The sequence below is a fragment of the Pseudoalteromonas aquimarina genome, assembly GCF_049257255.1.
In the GTDB taxonomy this organism is placed as follows: domain Bacteria; phylum Pseudomonadota; class Gammaproteobacteria; order Enterobacterales; family Alteromonadaceae; genus Pseudoalteromonas.
Genome location: NZ_JBMMUG010000004.1, coordinates 168,272 through 188,314, shown reverse-complemented (window position 1 = coordinate 188,314; position 20,043 = coordinate 168,272). Strand labels below are relative to the sequence as shown.

Annotated in this window: 14 protein-coding genes; 5 read left to right on the top strand and 9 right to left on the bottom strand. The window is 39.0% G+C overall.

Annotated elements, in window-relative coordinates:
* Positions 1-3: 3 nt before the first annotated feature.
* The 6 genes from AAEU29_RS11600 to AAEU29_RS11575 all read right to left on the bottom strand — a co-directional run bounded on the left by AAEU29_RS11600 (position 4) and on the right by AAEU29_RS11575 (position 8,989).
* A complete protein-coding gene (locus AAEU29_RS11600) occupies positions 4-2,187 on the bottom strand; it encodes a cellulose biosynthesis cyclic di-GMP-binding regulatory protein BcsB (RefSeq protein ID WP_421973491.1) in 2,184 nt (727 codons plus the stop codon).
* Positions 2,184-4,385, bottom strand: coding sequence for a UDP-forming cellulose synthase catalytic subunit (gene bcsA / locus AAEU29_RS11595; protein ID WP_421973490.1), 2,202 nt, complete (start codon positions 4,383-4,385; stop codon positions 2,184-2,186). The genes AAEU29_RS11600 and bcsA overlap by 4 nt, the downstream gene beginning before the upstream one ends.
* 61 nt (positions 4,386-4,446) lie before the next feature.
* Positions 4,447-5,244 carry an adenylate/guanylate cyclase domain-containing protein gene (locus AAEU29_RS11590; protein ID WP_421973489.1) on the bottom strand — a complete coding sequence of 266 codons (798 nt, stop codon included), beginning with the start codon at positions 5,242-5,244 and terminating at the stop codon, positions 4,447-4,449.
* A 68-nt stretch (positions 5,245-5,312) separates the two neighbouring features.
* A complete protein-coding gene (locus AAEU29_RS11585; protein ID WP_421973488.1) occupies positions 5,313-6,899 on the bottom strand; it encodes an HD domain-containing phosphohydrolase in 1,587 nt (528 codons plus the stop codon).
* A gap of 2 nt (positions 6,900-6,901) precedes the next feature.
* Complete coding sequence (locus AAEU29_RS11580; RefSeq protein ID WP_421973487.1) at positions 6,902-7,738, bottom strand: MBL fold metallo-hydrolase; 837 nt, start codon at positions 7,736-7,738, stop codon at positions 6,902-6,904.
* 228 nt (positions 7,739-7,966) lie between these two features.
* Complete coding sequence (locus tag AAEU29_RS11575; RefSeq protein WP_421973486.1) at positions 7,967-8,989, bottom strand: sensor domain-containing diguanylate cyclase; 1,023 nt, start codon at positions 8,987-8,989, stop codon at positions 7,967-7,969.
* A 222-nt stretch (positions 8,990-9,211) separates the two neighbouring features.
* Here AAEU29_RS11575 and AAEU29_RS11570 point away from each other — a divergent pair, with 222 nt between their 5' ends.
* On the top strand, positions 9,212-11,452 hold the full coding sequence (locus AAEU29_RS11570) for a TonB-dependent receptor plug domain-containing protein (RefSeq protein ID WP_421973485.1): 2,241 nt from the start codon (positions 9,212-9,214) through the stop codon (positions 11,450-11,452).
* 113 nt (positions 11,453-11,565) lie between these two features.
* Positions 11,566-12,987, top strand: a complete 1,422-nt coding sequence (locus AAEU29_RS11565; RefSeq protein WP_421973484.1) for an alanine/glycine:cation symporter family protein — start codon at positions 11,566-11,568, stop codon at positions 12,985-12,987.
* Between the two features lie 21 nt (positions 12,988-13,008).
* On the opposite strand, the gene AAEU29_RS11560 is transcribed toward AAEU29_RS11565, so the two are convergent.
* From AAEU29_RS11560 to AAEU29_RS11550, 3 genes are read right to left on the bottom strand one after another with little or no spacing between them, the layout of a single operon-like run.
* Entirely contained in the window at positions 13,009-14,415 is a 1,407-nt protein-coding gene (locus AAEU29_RS11560; protein WP_421973483.1) for a PDZ domain-containing protein, read from the bottom strand.
* A 9-nt stretch (positions 14,416-14,424) separates the two neighbouring features.
* On the bottom strand, positions 14,425-15,693 hold the full coding sequence (locus AAEU29_RS11555) for a DUF885 family protein (protein ID WP_421973482.1): 1,269 nt from the start codon (positions 15,691-15,693) through the stop codon (positions 14,425-14,427).
* Positions 15,693-16,871, bottom strand: a complete 1,179-nt coding sequence (locus tag AAEU29_RS11550; RefSeq protein WP_421973481.1) for a hypothetical protein — start codon at positions 16,869-16,871, stop codon at positions 15,693-15,695. Before AAEU29_RS11550 ends, AAEU29_RS11555 begins: the two co-directional genes overlap by 1 nt.
* Positions 16,872-17,180: 309 nt before the next feature.
* On the opposite strand from AAEU29_RS11550, the gene AAEU29_RS11545 reads away from it, so the two are divergent.
* The 3 genes from AAEU29_RS11545 to AAEU29_RS11535 all read left to right on the top strand — a co-directional run bounded on the left by AAEU29_RS11545 (position 17,181) and on the right by AAEU29_RS11535 (position 20,042).
* Positions 17,181-18,368 carry a helix-turn-helix domain-containing protein gene (locus AAEU29_RS11545; protein WP_421973480.1) on the top strand — a complete coding sequence of 396 codons (1,188 nt, stop codon included), beginning with the start codon at positions 17,181-17,183 and terminating at the stop codon, positions 18,366-18,368.
* 103 nt (positions 18,369-18,471) lie between these two features.
* Positions 18,472-19,230: a substrate-binding periplasmic protein gene (locus AAEU29_RS11540; protein ID WP_421973479.1), complete on the top strand. Its 759-nt coding sequence runs from the start codon at positions 18,472-18,474 to the stop codon at positions 19,228-19,230.
* A 53-nt stretch (positions 19,231-19,283) separates the two neighbouring features.
* Positions 19,284-20,042 carry a substrate-binding periplasmic protein gene (locus tag AAEU29_RS11535; protein WP_421973478.1) on the top strand — a complete coding sequence of 253 codons (759 nt, stop codon included), beginning with the start codon at positions 19,284-19,286 and terminating at the stop codon, positions 20,040-20,042.
* Position 20,043: the final 1 nt, after the last annotated feature.

Sequence of the window (20,043 nt, the reverse complement as noted above, 5' to 3'; positions counted from 1 at the left end):
CAATCAACTCTCGTTTTCTTGACGCATTGCTCTGCGACGTTTCAGTAATAAGTAATACAACAGTGAAAACAACAGAATTGACACAATTATCGCAATCCAATAAAGATTTGGGTTTGATACAAATACAGATTCAACCGCATTTACTTTACCAGCTTTACCGGTAATGTATTTATCACCAACAGTGACTGCCACAGCTGCAAACTTCGCCTGAGATAGAGAATGTTCTTGTGAGGTATCAAACATATCCACCATCACTAAATCGCCTTTTACTTGGCTTTGCAATGCACCTTGGGTTGTCAAACGCGTTAAGCGTCTCAATGCTTTGTCTGTTTTCGCTGTAAAAAGCACCACGCTTCGCCCAAGCACTCCGGGTGATTGATATTGCATGATCATCCCTTTATCAAAGCTAATATCGCTTTGCTGAGTTGAAATCGCAACGTTTGTTTCGCCCTCAAGTTCTTGGTAAATAGGATATGGCACACGTAATCTATCACCCATTTTAAGCGGTGCATTTTCAGCAAAGGGCTTAGGTAGCGCGCTCATGGTACTGATGATGATTTGCTCGCCATCATAATTTGCATCTACATTCGAAGTAATTTGCATACTGATCAGCGGATATCCATTTTTTTGGCCCAGTACTGCCATCATGTTATAGGCAGATGCCACCGTATTTTCATTTAACTCTGTTAATGCAATGCGCGCTTCAAAGCCATCGGGCCAGCGAGTAAATGGAAAGCCATTCACAAACATTAAATCAAGCCTCGGCATTTCAATTTTATGAGGCATTGCAGGGAAACGCATTGAAGAGTTATCAAAGAGCGTTAAAAATAAGTTCTCAGTTTGAATAAAACTACAGTTTTCAGTTACTAACGGTGTCATAGTCGGTTGAAATGAAATCGAATTATTTCCCTCTTGAAACAAATACGTTGGCATCGATATTTGGTAATTACTAATTAAACCTCCACGTGGGTCATCCAAATGAATAGATGCTACATATTGTTTATTGAGTAATACATTGAGTGAAGAATCTGTGCGAGAGCCCGCGCCATATGCATAGTTTAAACTTAAGTCGACATACTGGTTTGGTTTGATCATAAAATCCGAAGGCAAACGAAAATTTATGGTCTTTTGTGAGCCTGAGAATCCTCGAAAGGTATGGGTTGTAAAATCTAACTTATTAAATTCGTAATCAGCTCCGGTAGCTAAGGTGTTTTTACCGGCATACATACGAATATCTGGCAATTCAAACTCATGCAGCTTCATAGTGTTGGTATCAGGAAAAGGCAATGAAAGCACATCAAACGACTCTGCCGCCAATTGAATTTCTTTTTGACTATTGCCAGCAATTAGAATTAAAGCGTATTTAGAATCCTCAATAAATTCTTGATTACCTTGCTCATCAAACTCTGACTTTACCATCGACAATATTGTTACGGTTGGCGTTTCAATGGAGGGTTTCAAACCATACTTTGCTAATAACTCCGTGATAAACTGCTCACTGCCAATCACAATGTTATCCATCTTTTCAATCAGTGAGTTTCGGGCATGGAAATTAGTAGGTTGAAAATTAAAACGAACGCCAATGCCTGAGGCGATTGAACCTGCCACACTCAAACTTTCATCACTGTAATTTTCAGTCACAATATTAATGTTGTTTTCGAGGAAGCTGCGTTCATCAAATAAGGTGTTAGCCACTAAAGAAAGTTGTTTTGGTAATGGCGCAAGCGTGTAATCAAATTCCATATAGGCTTGGTCGAGTTTTAGCCTTGTCCAAAGCTCAGGCACACAGGGTAACTCGCACTGCGTGGCATAATGTTGGTTAACCTCAAATACTAGGTCATTATAACCGGGCTGAAGTAACAAACTGGGTAAATCAATTTCAGCTTGTCCTTCTGGTGCATTTGGGTCTAATTTCATTTGAGCCAGCGGCGTGCCATTAAGCCGAACAACCAGTTGAGAGTTTTTTTTAAGCAATGAGGCAGAATTAATGTAACTAAAAAATAGTTTGGCACTGTTTACCTGCCAACGCGCAGGAATGGGTAGCTTCATTTCATATTTGGCATCAGTACAGCGCAAATCTAGACTTTCAACGGGATACACCTCGGTTAAAGGTACTTTAAGTGTTTTAGCCGTTATACAAGCAGAAAATACAAAACAACATAACAGCAGAAATTTAACTAATTTCATGCCGAACGCTCCTTATTTTTCTCATTAATTTTAAAAAATATAAACCGCTTAAATGCCCTTAGAGACTCCACTGTGCCTGTTTTACCGCAGGTGATAAAGAGCGAAAGTATGCGCGCAATATTCGGCTGTTTTAATGGCCTAAACCAAAACTCTTGCCATTTATCGCTATCCTCGTAAACCAAGTGAACCAACTCAGCAATATTTTCCGATACATTCGTGAATTGACAACCTAACGTGACTTCACCAGCACCTTCTTGCACCCGTTTTACTTCAGCATCAAGATGATAACGACGACCTACTTTATCTTTAAAATGTAGTTTAATTTTCTGGTCTTGCAGAAATAAAGCGTCTGTTTTAAGTGAAATTGCGGTACCAGAAATAGAAATATCATGGATAACCCCAGGGATAGGTTTTGATTTATCATCAATTGAAACCCCTGTTGTTAAATTTACCAATGCACGATGATGGTTACGTACTTGATGACGTTCCCAAAACACCCCAAACGAGGCAAAAACCAACACGATATTTGCAGATAACCAAGTAAAACATACCAACGTGGTGTCACGCATTAAGGGGTATTCAAACCATTTATAAATACTAAAGGGCACAGACAATAAAAGAACAAAACAGATAAAATAAAACGGTTTTGCCAGTGGGCTTAATACATCATCACCGTGTTTATTTCCTTTAGGAGTAACTTTAAAAACAGGCTTTCTAGGCTCAGCAATAACCCCAAGTACGACTGGCGCCAAGAAAATTGATTGAATGCTCTCGTATAACTCAGAAAAGAGTGGCCAGCGATAACGCCCATACATAATATTCGAGACAAGCAAGCTACCTATCACGTGAGGCACCGCATACATCATTATCTGTTCAACACTAGCATGGTAGACCTGCATACCAAAGATTAAAAATAAGCTTGGGGCAATTAAAAACATTAGGCGAGCTAAACCAAAAAACCAAAACAGGTAAAAGCTGGAATAACACACTTTTTGTGCCAAAGTGAGGCCACTTTGTTTAAAAGGATTAAACAAAATCCCCATCTGGATCATGCCTTGGCACCAGCGGGTCCGTTGCAGCATAAAGTCACTGATAGTTTCTGGTGTCATGCCACACACCATAGGTTTATTGTAATAAATACTGTTGTAACCTTTGGCATGTAATTTAAGTGCTGTTTCAGCATCTTCCGTCACGGTTTCACCTGCGATGCCGCCTACTTCTTCAAGGGCTGAACGCCTTAGTACCGCAGCTGAACCGCAAAAGAATGCAGCATTCCATAAATCCATTCCCGGTAACGTTGAGCGAAAAAACATTTCATTTTCACTTGGGACTTTGGCGAAGGTATGCATGCTCTGCTCTAATGGATCTGGGTTAACAAAAAAATGAGGGGTTTGTACCAAAAACAATTTAGGATCTTTTAAAAACCAACCCACGGTATGTTTTAAGAACTCCCTTGCAGGTACATGATCGCAATCAAGGCATAAAATTAATTCACCCTTTGTTTGTGTCATGGCATGATTAATATTGCCTGATTTGGCATGGGTATTTTCATCGCGAGTGATATAAAAACACCCATTTTTTTTTGCAAATTGCTTTAAACGACGGTGCCTAAACCACGCGTCTGCGGAACTTTTGGGGTTTTCTCGTTTAGCCTTCGTGCCACCATCATCAAGAATATAAACATTTATTTTTTCCTTGGGGTAGTCTAAATCCAAACATGCAAGAGCTGTGATCTCAGCGACTTCTTCTGGTTCGTTGTAGGTTGGAATATAAACATCTACCGTTGGGTATTTACTGAGATCTAACGGCAGGTGTGGCGGTTTTCGGTGTTTCATAGGAAAAATATTTGAAAAAACACCGACAAAATGCACTAGCGTTACTTCAAGCTCAGCTAGAAATAACAAGGCAACAAAAATAAAGTCGATTGGCCCAGTGAACACTAAGGTGCTTGTTGCGCGCCAAGCAAAATACCGGAAGCTGACAAAACTCAGCAACATAATAATAAAAATGCGAAATTTATCACCTTTGATAAATTTCCGCCCTGAAAACAACCATGCCCCAACGACAAGGCCATAGCCAGTCCAAATTGTTACATCATTTACTTGATACGATGTTGCAAGCATGCCTATGAAGATTAACAACGTTGCCAGCGCTAATTTCAGAGATAAACTTGAGTACGGTTTAGTTTTTGGTTGCATAGCATTCACCTAAACTAATTAAAACTGTCCTCTAAGTACTGCTCCTTTTCCCTGTTATTGTTCAATCCATACTGGTTTTTTTACTGCGTGTTTCAGATACATTGGGCTCTTGTTCAAGCAAGCTTGTAAACTGCATATAGCCAAAAACAAGGCCAATTAACACGGCAAAAAAGACAAAAATGCGGAACATACCTTTAAGCGTTAATTTATCTTTTACATCGCTTAAAATTGTGCGTTTACGGTCTGTATCAATTTCATCTTCTTTATAAAATACTTTAATGACTTGTACTGGTTTTGCTTTACCTTTTAGGTAAGTGGTTTTAATCACGCGGGCGTAATACTTTCCTTTGTCACTAAGTTCTTGATAGGCAGATTCCGAAATATAGATTTCATCTTCATTTGCCTGCGCTTCAATGCGTGCTGCAACATTCACCACATCGCCATAAATATCATCTTCCTCAACAATCCCATCGCCATAATTGATACCCACACGTACTTTTATTGGCACTGCTAATTTTTTTAGGTCATTTAGTTCGGCTAGTGCATTTTGAATTGTCACTGCGGCATCAATAGCACAAAGTGTATTTGGGAAGTAACTCATGGTGCCATCACCAAGGGTTTTTACGAGCTTTCCTTGGTTAGCTTCAATACGTTCACGAATAATATCATCGTGATGTTTGATCATTTCGCGGGTAACAATATCGCCATGAGTTTCAGTGATTGAGGTTGAACCAACCAAGTCTGTAAACATCACTGTGATACGTTTTGTATAGCGCGCTTCAAATTCTTCTTCTAGGCGTTTTCGCTCTGCAAGTAATTCTTGAGCGGAGGTTTGCTTTGATTGCTCTGCTTGCGCCATAAACGTGCTTACATGGTGGGTAACTCTTTACATAAAGTTAGTCAGTACTTGGGGTTTACGCAATAATCTTAATGGGAGTTTTCATTTAACATTGCTAATATTTCGACATTATTAACATTGTCTTTTTGAAAATCAGCTAAGAATTTATCGGCATATTCTTGATAAACATTCTGCTCTATAAACACAGCGAATATTTCTGGGTCAATATGGCCAAACTTTGCCATTTTTAGCATAATATCAACACACTCACTGAGCTTTTTAGCTTCCTTATAGGGCCTATCTGACGCCGTTAATGCCTCAAAAATATCAGCTATTGCCATCATACGAGCTGGTACTGACATTTGCTGTTTTTCAAGCCCTCTTGGATAACCTTGCCCATCCATTCGTTCATGATGGCCACCAGCATACTCAGGCACTTGCCTCAAGTGTTTAGGAAATGGTAGCGATTCAAGCATTTTTATAGTGATAATAATATGTTTATTAACAATTTTACGCTCATCATCTGTTAGCGTACCACGCTGAATTTGCAGACAATTAAGCTCTTCGTCATTTAGAAGTTTTACCGGTCCTAATGCCGTATTGTACTGGTAGCGTTCGGCGATTTGCGCTAGCTTTTCGCATTGTTCATCAGAGAGAAATTCACCACCAATATTCACAATGGCTAAAAAACTTCTGTCACGTGCAAGCATTTGCAGTTGTTCTTGATATGTTTGTTCACTTAATTGATTACGCAAATAAGCAATTTCTATTTCTTTTTCAATAACATCAAAACGGGTATTAATTAAGCCAATACGATCGTATACAGTCTCGAGCTTTGTGGCCTTATCCATAATGTATTCGGGTGTGGCAATTTTGCCGCAATCGTGAAGCCACCCTGCAACATTGAGCGCGTATTTTTCTTGCTCTGTCATCTTAAAATCTGCAAATGGCCCATATGAGACATCGTTAACTGCATGCGCCAACATCATTGTAAGCTCGGGTACTCTGCGACAATGCGCGCCGGTATAAGGTGACTTTTCATCAATTGCTTGCGCGATAAGTTCAGCAAATGATCGAAACAGCTGCTCCATATTATCTATCAAAGCCTGATTAGTCATGGCAACCGCTGCAAGCGATGCAAGTGCCTCGACCAAATCAATTTTAACAACATCAAACTGGCTAATTTCACCGTTTTCCATTGGGTTAATTAACTGCATCACACCATTTACATCACCCTCGTGATTTAACATCGGCACCGTAAGCACTGTAGTAGTATGATAACCCGTTTGCGCATCCACTTTTTTTGCCTGGGTTAAAGGGTAGCGTGTGCAGCTGTATACATCGGGTATATGAATAGTTTGCTTGGAGAGTGATGCTAATGTTACCAGCGCATTTTCATTTTCAGAACCATCATCGTTATAAAGAGGGATAGGCGAAAATGTAATTTCATTTTTAGAACTACCGCCAAGATATAATTCCAGGGAATCATTAATAACGGTTTCAAAGTGTAGGTTATTTTCTTTTAGCGAATAGATTGTTCCGGCATCAGCATGGCACAGTGATTTGGCTGACAACAAAATGTCTTCAAGTAGCTTTGTGGTATCGCGTTCAATTGAAAGGCGGTAGCTTAATTCGAGTAATTGTTTAAGAGCGCTTGCTCTATCTAAACTAGGCATACTCACAGTTCCCTCAAAAGTGAAAGATCAAACTGCAACCCTTCTTTGGCAAAATCAAGATTGGTCGTTGGCATTAACTTACTAAGTCGCTCGTAACATGCATCTATTTCATCATCCGTACGCTCAGGTGCATGGCTGTAAATAAACGTCTTTTTAGCTTTGCATTGCTCTGCCAACAATACAGCTTGTTCCACACTGGAGTGACCCCAGTCGTGTTTTTCATAGAGTTCAAAATCGAGATACTGACCATCGTGAATTAATACATCAATATCGTCTAAAACAGTCAGTAACTGCTCATAATCGGTGGTTTGATGGATTTCAGGAAACAACTCATTATCAGTTACATACGCTATTTGTTTTTGGTCGCGTGAGACAATATACGCCAGCCCATTATTTGGGTGGTTAATTGGAAAACACTTAATCGAAAACCCAGCAACATTAAAGTTCGCTTGGCTAATGTTTTTTAACGTAATATTTGAAGGCAATTGGCGGTAATTTACAGGGAAATAGCTCTCATCCATTTGCGATAAAATGGCGTTATCATGGCGAGGAGACGTCTCAGGAACATATATATTAATTTCCCGACCCGTTTGATAAATGGGAGCAAAAAATGGGAAGCCTTGAATATGATCCCAGTGGTGATGGGTCAGCAGAATATTGATAGGACGCTTATCCTTAATTAACTCATCACCAAAAACGCGAATGCCGGTGCCCGAGTCTAAAATCACAAACTCATCACCTTGGCTAATAACAGCACATGCTGTATTACCACCATACTTGACTGTTTTAGGCCCTGGCGTTGGAATTGAGCCGCGCGTACCGTAAAAAGATAATATCATTAACTTACATGAGTTACTTTTCGCTTATTTAGGTATAGTGATAAAGCCCTGACTTGTCCATTCTATCAATGCGTCCAAAGTAACCGCTAATTGAATGAAAAGAAGAAAAACAACCGTGAGACATATTTGGTGAATTGGGTGTGAAGTTAAGAATAGAACTTTATAAAAGGAAGCTTTTAGTGAATAACTTTTTATTATCTTGCCTCGCTTGCCACATAGGCAGTTCTTTTATTTACAATAAACACCTAAATTATTGCGTTTTGCGGTATACATAGCTTGATCAGCAGTGTTAATCAGTTGATTGAGAGTTTGCTGTTGATTATTTAACATCGCTACTCCTATGCTGACGCCAAAATCTAAGGCCAGAATTTCAGCAGAGATAGATTCAAGAATGGATTTTTGAATACGTTTGGCAACCGTTTTGCCATCACGGTCATTAGAGTTTTCCATGATAATTATAAATTCATCGCCACCAAAACGCGCCGCGATATCACTAGAACGAGTTTGCTTTTGGATAATCTTGGCAATTTGGCTCAGTAGCAAATCTCCTTTTTTGTGGCCAAACATATCGTTCACACGTTTAAACTTGTTTAAATCAATAAATAATATTGAGCAATTTAAGTTGTTTCTTAAACACAACGAAATAAAAGAATCTCCCACATTATTAAGATAGCTCCGATTAAATAGCCCTGTTAATTCGTCGTGCGTTGCACTAAACCTCAGCTTTTCCTCAAGCTCGCGTTTTTCCATAGCGACAGAAGTGATTAATGCCGCTACATTTACAATCTCTCTTTCAACCTCAGAAGGCGCTTTTGGCTCATGATGATAAATGGCAAATGTGCCCATCACATTACTGTGGGAGTCACAAAACGGTACAGACCAGCAGGCATGTAAATTGGCTTTTTTAGTAAGTTCCAAAAAAGGCTGCCAATTAGGGTGGGTATTAATGTCTTCAACAATAATGGCTTTATTTAAATATGCTGCTGCACCACAACTGCCAATGTTTTCGCCAATTTCAACCCCTTCTATTGCCTCATTGTAGAATTCTGGCAGATTATTTTCTGCACCACTGTGTAAAGTGTTTGTTTCGCGATTTAAAGTCAAAATAGACACTTTACAACCAGGTAAAAACTCTTCCACCGAGGAAATGACTGTGGTTAAAAAAGGCTGAATGTCGGCACTCAATGCTAATACGCTTAATAAGTGATTAAATCGGCGATGAGCTGATAACAAAAGTTGATGTTTTGTCAAAGATAACCCCTACTGATTCACTAATTTAAGTCTATAACAATATGCAAAATGTACCGCATTTATTACATCACTTTCTTGATATTTGGCATTTTAAAGTTCATTTTTTAAATTTAAGCGATTCCACTATTGATTGGTTTGAGCATAAATTAAAAAAGGAACTACACTTTAAAAATAATAATAACGTTTTGAAAATTAACTTATTGACGCTTTATGAAACGAATTATGCTGTCTTTAATCAGCTTTAGTTTTGCACCTGTGCTCGTGGCATCTGAGTATGAGGATGTATTTGATTTAAGCTTAAATGATTTATTCCAAGTTGAAATTACAACAGCGTCTAATCGGGGCGAGCGCATTAATGATGCACCAGCCACTGTCATTGTTGTTTCCAAAGATGACATAAAACAGCGTGGCTACGAGAGCCTTGATGAGATTTTCCTCGATTTGCCTGGCATGGAAATGATTTACACCTACGGTGATTCATTTTTTTCAAACTATATGCGTGGCTACCGTTACACTATTGGTACGCCCTTTTTAATGATGGTGGATGGCGTCACAATTAACAGTTTGTACTTTAATCAAGTGACACAAATCGCTTCTTTTCCCCTAACCAGTATTGAACGTATTGAAGTTGTTTACGGCCCAGCCTCTGTTATTTATGGTGCGAATGCCTTTATGGGTGTTGTAAACGTGATTACTCAAAAACCCGAACAATCTGGCAGCACATTCATTGCCAATTCAAGAGGCAGTGATGGTGGCGATATCAACCTTGATATGAGTTTTGGCTACCAAAATAAATCACTTGCGACACGTTTTAGTATGCACTATGAAGAATTTGATGTCGCCGACCGCATCAATAACAACGATAACTATTGGCTACAAGACAAACACTATAACTCGGCTCTTTGGGGCGGATTTATTGAAAATACCAGCTTTATAACTGATCACTTTAGCTCTAAAACCAAGCGTCTTGGTTTAGAAGCATTTCTCGCATTTGAGAACCTTGAATTTTCAACTTTTTACCTGCTAGAACAAAATGGCTACGGTGCTACTTACCCTTCCGACAGACTTCCTGCCTCTGGAAAATGGCCAATTTATCAATACGGCGGCACTATAAAGTACACCACACAATTATCCGACAAACTTGAATCACGCTCTCGCTTTCATGTTCAAAGTGATGGCGTGAAAGGTGATGGATATGATGTAGAAGCCTGGAATGTAACTAATACCAGTGAGACTGAGCAACTTGTTGGGGGCACTTTGCTTTCACCAAATGAATCTGCGCGAATGACTTACTTTCAATACTGGCTAACAAAAAATCATGCACTTTCATTTAATCAAGATTTTGATTATCAGTTTAATGAATCCATTAAGTTTTTAACGGGTGTTAAGTACGATTATCAAGATTTACAACGCTCTTATGTATTATCAGCTGAAGGCCCTATTTCACCTTTAGCACAATTGCCGACACTGCCAAGTACAGCATCAGGCGCTTATAGCGATGACACAAATCGTGAGATTTGGCGCGATTTTGGTTTTTATTTGCAAGGTGAATACAAGTTTAATCCATCGCATATGCTAAGTGGTGGTTTACGCTATGACGATAACAATATTTATGGTGGTGAAACGACGTTCCGTGGTGCGTATATTTACAATCATCAACAGTGGAATATTAAGTTTATGTACGGTGAAGCTTATCATGAGCCAACACCACGCAACCTTTATGGTGCATGGAGCGGCTTAGGTGCTGACCCTAATCTCAGCCCTGAGCGCTCCCGTACCCTTGAATCAAGTGTCGCTTATCAAGGTGAAGATTATCGCCATTTAATTTCGCTTTACCACATCAAAAACACCGATAGCATTGTGACAACGCTAGGGGGTGCTGAAAATATTGGCGCGCGAAATGTAACAGGCGTTGACTATCATTTTGTGAAGTCTTTAGATAACACACGTTTTGGCAAATGGCAGTTTAATATGTATGCCACTCATTATTTGCAATTAGACGAAGACGTTATAGATCTTACACACCAAGTACGAACAGGTAACGCACCCATTGGTGACTTAGCTACCACCAAACTTTGGCTTATTTTAAACTGGCAAGCTAATGATTTTATAAATGTAAATTTAAAATCGCGGTTAATTGATAAGCGTGAAACGATAGACTCTAACCCTCTTGAAGAAATTCCAGGCTATGGCGTAACTGATTTAGCAATGCAGTTTTCACACCCCAGCTTTGAAAATATTGCATTAAGTTTACGCGTGACGAATTTATTCGATAAAGAGTATTACCACCCAGGCATACGCGATGCCGATGCAAACGACCCATTAGTCAACCCATATTTATTGAATGACATTGGCTTTGACGAGGCTAATCCAAAGGCTTGGAATGGCAGCCAAGGCTGGTATAACTCGCGTTTACCGCAAGCCGAAAGACGCATAGTGCTTGGGTTAACTGTTAACTTCTAACTAATTACTACAGCAAATGAATAGTTAAACATTTGCCTTATTAATTTTTGCGATTGCACAGCGCGCTTCAACGCTTTAGTGTTAATAAATCGTTAATACTAAAGTGACTTAATATGCTCAGCAATATCATTAACCCAATCAACAATCTACTTTGGGGCCAAGGGCAACTACTTATTGTTATTTTGCTGGCTGCTGGTTTTTGGTTTTCTTATAAATTGCGTGCTATTCAGCTTAGGCATTTCAAACATATGCTGATGGTGATGAAAACCAGCATGCAGAGCAATCAGTCTGGTATTAGCTCGTTTCAAGCACTTTGCACAGGACTTTCAGCGCGGGTTGGCACGGGTAATTTAGCGGGGGTTGCTGTTGCTATTTCACTTGGTGGCAGTGGCGCCGTTTTTTGGATGTGGGTTATCGCATTACTTGGCATGGCGACAGGCTTTGCAGAAAGTGTGTTAGGCCAGCTTTATAAAGTTCGCGATGAAAACGGCGAATTCCGCGGCGGACCTGCCTACTATATCAAACTCGGTTTAAACAAACCTTGGCTTGCAGTGTTATTCGCGCTGTGTTTGTTTTTAGGCTATGGCATTTCATTTAGTGCTATGCAGGCCAATACCATTGCTGAGGCACTTAATAATACATTTGAAATACCCAATCATTATTCTGGGTTAGTCATCGCCGTGCTTGCTGGCGTCATTGTTGTTGGTGGACTGCGTAGTATTGCCAAATTTGCAGAAAGAATTGTGCCATTTATGGGTATAGCATTTATCCTCACGGCATTGATTGTCACAGCTATGAATATTTCCCTACTGCCCGCTATGCTTTGGGATATTATCACCAGTACATTTGGTTTAAATGAAGCTGGTGCTGGTGCCTTTGGCGCTGCAATCAAAAACGGTATTCAGCGGGGATTATATTCAAATGAGGCAGGCGCTGGCAGTGTGCCACATGCAGCAGCTGGGGCTGCACCTAACCCTAACCACCCGGTAGCTCAAGGGTATGTGCAAATGCTGGGCGTTTTTATTGATACCATAGTGCTCTGCACGTGTACTGCTTTAATTATTTTACTCTCTGATGTGCAAATAAGTGGCGATATGGAAGGTATTAGCCTCACACAAAATGCGATGACCAGTCATATGGGTGATATGGGCGAGGTATTTATTGCCGCAGCCATAACGTTATTTGCGTTTACTTCTGTTGTGGCTAATTATGCCTATGCTGAAAGTAATCTGCATTTATTTAAGCTTGATAATAAAATTGGTCGCACGCTTTATACCCTTGCTTATTTATTAATGGTGTTTTGGGGCGCCAGCGCATCATTAAAGTTGGTGTGGAGTATGGCTGATGTGGCTTTAGGTTTAATGACCTTAGTCAATGTCTATGCCATTTACTTATTAACGCCAACCATCGTCAATTTAACTAAAGACTATCAAACACAATTAAAAGAAAAACAGCCAATTAGCTTTGATGAGTCAAATATCGAATTTCAAGGCAAAACCGAAAAAGGTATTTGGACAAAACAAAAAGGGGATTAACCTCCCCTTTCTAGCCCTTTTTTATAATGTTGTAGTTTGGCTACTTTTAAATTGTGCAAGCCAACTTAGCGTGTGTTCACCAATGCGAGTATCAAATAAATCCTTCGGATCTGTTGGGTTATATTCGCGTGACTGACGTGCATCTAAATACGCCTCTTTACTATCAAAACGCATAAATGCATGCTCTGCCTTATCAATCAGTAACCCTTTACTTTGTTCTTTAGCTGTTAACTTAGCTATATCAAATGCCCAATTAGGTTCAATGGCTTGAATATCTAAACTTCCATGCATCATAAGCACTGGAGTATCTAATTCTTGCCACAATTTGTTAAAGTCGTAACGATTTAAATCTCTAAAGAAGCTGTAATGACGGTTAACTGATAACTCACCGTTAATCTCTAATAAGTTTGCAGCAATCGCATTTTTAACACGCTCGTCATTAACAATGTGTTGCCATGGCGTATCAGTATTTAGCCACAAATTTAAAAAAGGCGTTACGAGTTTGGTATTTTCACGCGCTTGACTTTCACTCACATTGAAGTGTTTGACTGACTGCTTAGAATAAATATCAAGCATATAGTCATACCAGCCCTTTAACACACCACCATAACCTATAATACCTTTAACCGGTGATTGTTTAGCTATAACTGGGGCATGTAATACACCTAGTGAATGCCCCCATAAAAACACATTTTCTGGGTCAACTTGCGCATGTGTTTTTAAAGCATTTAAGCCATGTAAAAACGCCTTTGACTCTGTGGTAAAGTCAATATCTCGGCAAGGCTTTTCGGAAATACTGTCACCCATTCCTGGCTTTTCAACACGGTAAACCACATAACCTGCTTGGGTGAATTGATCAATCATTTGCCGTGTAGTGATATTTGGTAGCATGCCATAATCAATGGAGTCACAGGTGTAGCCCTGAATAAAGAAAATAGCAGGCGCTTTTTGTGATGGATTTAACTGTTTTGGCACATGCACAATACTGCGAAGTGTATTACCTTCATAACTTACGGCACTGTATTCAACGTGTGCATAATCGCTTATTTCGTATGGCCTTGGCTGCATTTTATTCGATACCGTTAGCGCTTTTTTATCGCGCAAAAACGAGATGCGAACATCATCTCCTGATTTAAGCGGCCTTACATTTGAAAGAAGCGCTTGAAAGTCATTTGTTCTTACTCCATTCACTTCGGTTATCACATCACCCACCTTTAATCCGAGTGTTGATGCTGTGCTATTTGGTGCAACATGAGCGAGTGTAACCCCCGGATTATCAGCAGTTTGGTTTGGCATAACCCCGAGCAAAGTGGCTCTTGGTAACTCATTTAAAACTGTGGTTTTCGTTTTAGCCGCGTAACTCTTTGTAAAAGGAGCAAGTACACTAAGGGTACTCAAAAGCAGTAATATTGGTTTATTTATTTTCATAATAGTCTCTTAATTATTCTTCTGACTTACTGGCATAAATTCATCTAAATGTGAAAGTGCTAACGGCATTTGATTACTTAATCTAAGCACGTGATTTAGCGCAATAGTGCGATTATTAGCGTGGGGTTCAATGGCCTTTTCAATTAAATATTTACCGTACACATAGGTAATCACTTGAGTTGGCCAATTTTTAATTCGCTTAATTTCTCGTTCCATGATTTCTGGCTGATCTGGCAGATAGTTTTGCCAAAGGGTTTGTGCTTTTTCATCTGACCAATTTTCGTAGTGGATGCCAATATCAATCAATACCCGAAGTGCACGAAGCACTCGCCAGCTTAACGCATAAGCCTCAGAGGATTTCATTTGGTACAAGCCGATTTCTTTGCCCAAAGTTTCGACATAAGCCGCCCACCCTTCACTCGTTACAAACGTAATCGGTGCAAACGCATTTGTAGGACAAAGACTTTGCTTTTGAGCAACATTAAATTGTAGATGATGCCCTGGGATCCCCTCGTGTAAATAAAGCCAATCAAAATGCGAAGGATTCATTACACCACCATGGGGGTGGTACAAAAACGTTTGGCTTTGATTATCATAAATACCTGGTGCAGGGAAACTCTCTGGCAACCCAGATGCAGCAATGGTTAAAGGTGCGTCTAAATCACTGAGTGCAAATAAGCGCTGTAAACTGGCTTTTGCAACTTCTTCTCGTTTTCGAAATGCGTCAACAATAAGGGTATGCTCTTTCGCTGAAATTGCATTTGTATCACCTTCTGCTCCCTCTGCTTTTAGCTTTTGATATTCTGCAAACGCATTTTCAAGTTCAGCACGTGCAACTTCTTTAAGTTGTGAGGGAGTGATATCGTCCATTAGCCACGTATCTAGCCAGTGTAAATACCACTCACGGCCATTTGGTAAGTTACTAAAACTGCCTTGATAACGACTATTTTGACTTAGCCCTGCTTTCAACTTCTCTCGCTTTTCTATCAGCTTGAGCTGTTTCGCCAAGCTGTTATAAGCAATTGTTTCGCAGTGCGTTTGCGGCTTAAGGTTTGTAAGCCTCTTATGCCAATCTTTAAGGGCATGCTCAGATATTTTCGGCTGATTTTTAAGCACCGTTATCGCATTAGCAAAATCAAGTTGCGGCGACAAATACGGCTGAGTCGTTACATCATTAACTAAGGTGTTAAAACCATCACCGAAATGAGAGCTACTTGCCTTAGCATAACCAGATGTTAGCAATACAACACTGTTTAGTAGTAAGAGCCTTATTAACATTATTCACCTGTTTTGGTTTTTGGCGCTTTAAATTCACTTAAATCGCTATTAAACAAAGTGGGGCTTCGGCTACCATCATCAAGGTATTCATATTTCAGAGCAGCGGCGCCTCCTAACATGAGGCTTGCTGTTAATTGGTTATTTTCATCGAGCGATTTTAACCAAGATATATGTGATTGCGCTTGATTATATTCCAGCAGTAAGTGGCGACTTAATTGCCCCTTTTCATCAAAAATTTTATGACTTTTTTGGTTGCCATTCGGGTAGTAAGTGCTTTCATGTTCAAACGCACCCCAACTAAAGGCTTTACGATTACCAAACTTATCAAAGCCTCTCAACCCAACTTTGTTACCAAATGTATCGTAAAGGTGCTCTCCAATGTGCACCATCGGGCGATTACCCTCCACCGGATTGCCATCTTTGCTATATACTTGCCAGCGAGTGAAGTTGCCATGTTGGTCGTAAATAATGCGATCTATTCCTGCACCACTATCATTATTAGTAGGTGTGCCATTCAAACCTAAGTTTTTGACAAACGTGAGCTTGTTGTCTTCATCATAGGTCAGTTCGACTTCATAAAACTTAAATTCAGGGCGCAGTGGTTGTTGTTCATTTTTTAAATTGAACCGTTTTTCATATACTTTGCCACCTTCGTGGCGCCATTCATAACGGTGAATATGCCATGCGCTTTCAACTGGGCTTGCTGTTTCATCAAAAAAGCTAAGTGCGATACGTTTACCATTTTTATCTAGTGCATAAACCGCTTTAAACACATTGCCATGTGCTGCAATCTGCTGATTTTGCGCATTGTAATAGGTATGAATTTCTTTATCTTTGTGATAGCTAATGCTTACTTTTGGGGCAAACCAAATAAATGAATCCCAAACTTCATTATCTCTAATGAGTTGCTGCCCCATCTGATAACGTATTTCGTTAACGCGTCCTTTGTCATCATAGCTAAATTGATAATGCGCATTTGTTTCGGATACCTTATCTGAAATAGGGTGAATACCTCGATACGATGCATAAGGCGTTTCGCGGAACATAATATGGCGGTAGTGTTTTTGCTGTGAAAACGTTTTTGAGTCATTTTTGGCAACAGCTGCTAGTGGAAAGCTACTCAGTAAAACAACAAAAATACACAGTAAAAAGCGGTCAATCTTAAACAAAGTAAACATTATTTATCCTTAAAAGTTAATTCGATAAATAAGCTTACTTATTATATTTTTTAGTATGTAAAGCTAATTTGAGATTAACAAATTACAATATAAACAATTGATTTTAAATAACTTTTAAAAATAACATTTTCAAGGTGGGCTCTCAACACACACAGTAAAAACAGCCCCTTTATGCTATTTATTTGGACTATCTTTTTATGCTGAAACATATAATGTTAAATAAAAAACTGTAAAAATAGCTTGAACCTTACACATGCTTTTTATGTGCATTTAAACTAAGTAACCAATCATTACACTGTCGGAAAATTTATGTCGCAAACGGTATTAGGAATAATTTATTTTGTTGCATTTAGTCATGCACTCATGCTTGCCATAAGCTTATGGAAAAAAGCGAGTGACTCTAATACCGACGCAGCAAAATGGCTTTCAATCGTCTGTTTTATCGTTAGCTATAAATTATTTGAAGGTGGCGCACTCTATTTAGGTTTATATACCCACTTAGCACATTTAATGGATTTACTTCCAGGAGAGGTGCTACTGATTGGGCCTTTGGTATTTGTTTATATCAGTATGATGGTGGGTGAAGAAAAGCCTAAACCACTGCAACTGGCGCTTCATTTTATACCGGCAATTTCGTTATGGTGTTACAACGCACCCTCTGTTTTTCAATCGCTCGATGCCAAAATAAACATGTGGCAGTTTGTACTTTCGCAAACTGAAGCACGTGCTTTGCCGCTGAAATTTGTGTTTTTATTTTTAGCAATCAAAACACATTTAAGTATTTATCTGTATTTAAGTTGGCAGCATATTCAAAAGTTCGAAAACGTGTGTAACACCTTGCGAGCAGACAACAGTTCGGCGGTGTTAAAACAACTTAAATTTCTTGTGGTGTCGCTATTTGTTCTCGAATTAGTGTGGGTAGGTCTGTTTGTCGCACAGCAGTTTTTTGCTGTAGGCACCCTTGCCTTGGTAAGTGATGTTTGGCTGCTATTTGTCGCCCTAATTGTCTTAGCAATTGGTTATGTCGCACTACAAAAAACTGATTTATTAATGAGTAAAGAAGAGCATGCTTTAGTACAGAAAAATTCGCCTTCAGAGAACGATGAATCCAGCAATATAAAATACTTTCACTCTGCCTTAAATGAGCAGCAAAGTAATCAGCTTGCAAAGCACTTAGAACAACAAATTAAAGTTAAACAGCTTTATTTAAACGACAAACTCACCTTAACCATGCTTGCAGATGAAACCGAAATTAAGGCCCATACACTCTCGCAAGTAATTAACCAAAGTATGAACACCAATTTTTATAAGCTTATTAATGGCTATCGCATTCAACATGCGATTTCATTGATTGAAGATAACAGTATTCATTGGCCGCTAGAGCGCATTGCATTTGAGTCAGGCTTTGCCAATCGCGTAACATTTAGCAAAGCTTTTAAAGAAATTATGGGGCAAACAGCTTCTGAGTTTAAAAAACAACGCCAACATGCGAGTTGATTCTCGCCTGATTTAGTAGAAGTATTAGCTAAAAACCCGTTAGAGTTGTTTTTTGATAAATTTCGTTAATACTGTAATTAACGCAGTTTATACATCAATTCAAATGCTTAAAACTATAATAATATTGGCAATTTGCTTTTCAACTTTTAGCATTCGCTCAAAAGAATTATCCGCTGGTTGGGAGCTTTGGTACCCCTATCAATATCATAATAAAAACAGCGAATTAGTTGGCCTTGATATCGACGCATTTAAAGCCATAATGAAGCAGGCTAATCTACCTTTTACCATTGCTGAAATACCCTGGAAAACCCACCTTCATTTTATTAAAACAGGTAAAGTCGACTTAGCAATGGGCGCGTCAAAAACAGCTGAACGTGCTGAGTATGCTTACTTTAGTGAGCCTTATCGCGAAGAAACTGTAAAACTTTTTGTCAAAAAAGGCAGTAGTGACTCAATAAAATTAAATAAACTGGCAGATCTCATCGATAGTGATTACATCATAGGCGTTGAAAGTGGCTACTACTATGGCAAAGAATATGAGCAATTAATTAAGCAATATGACTTTAAAGAAAATATTATCGAAGCTATCGACCTTGAACAAAATGTTTCGCTGTTTCTAAAAGGCCACCTCGATGGATTGCTAGTAGACCCTTACACCATGTATGCCTTTATTAAAAAGTATCAACTTTGGGACAAATTTGAAGCCCACCCCTTACCCATTTATAGTGCTGACATAGTGATTATGGTAAGCAAAAAATCATCTGATGAAAGTGTGGTCTCTAAGCTTAATAGCGCAATCAATCAGTTAAAAAAGAGTGGCTATTTTTCTTCATTACAAAGCCAATGGATTACACCTAATTAGAAAAAGCATCTACACTCTCTATTTAATAAACATAATTTTTAAGTTTAAAAGCGATGCGCCAACTAGCGGCAATCTTTTTATTTATTGTGACTGCTTTTTGCAACACATTATTAGCTCAAGAAATTATTATTAACGACCCAGATTGGCCGCCTTATTTTTTTAAAGGTGAACGTTACCAACCAATTGGTTTTGCCAAAGAAGTGCTTAAACTTTGCCTGCCCAAAACAGGTTACCAAGCGCGCTTTGCTTACCATCCTATTAAACGTATGCGAAATTACATCGAATCAGGCAAAATTGATGTGCATATCTACTCTTACAAACCAAGTCGAGAATCGTTTTTAAACTTTGGTAAAGAACCCATTTTTAAGACCAGTTACAAGCCATTTATTAATAAAAAGTCCCCTTTTGAAATACACTCTATTGAAGATTTCAAAGGACTTCGCATTGGTCATTTACAAGGGCTTAAATATTCCGCTGACTATTTACGTTATTTAGAGAGTAAATTGGATTCTGGCTATGTAAGAAGTGTCACAACCAATGTCAGTTTAATCACACTATTACATGACCAAAAGATTGATACGTTTGTTAATACTGTGGACACAGTTTATTGGCTTTCAACAACATTAGGTATGCGTGAAGACATCATTGCTGTGGACTTTGATATACAAACCAAAGACTACTTTGTTGCAGTGTCTAAGAAAAGTACTCGCATAAAGGATAAAAATGCATTTTTAAATACACTTGATAAATGCATTAAAGAATCAAAAGCGTTGGGGCTATATAACAAAATTAAAGCTGGCTATGGTATTTAAC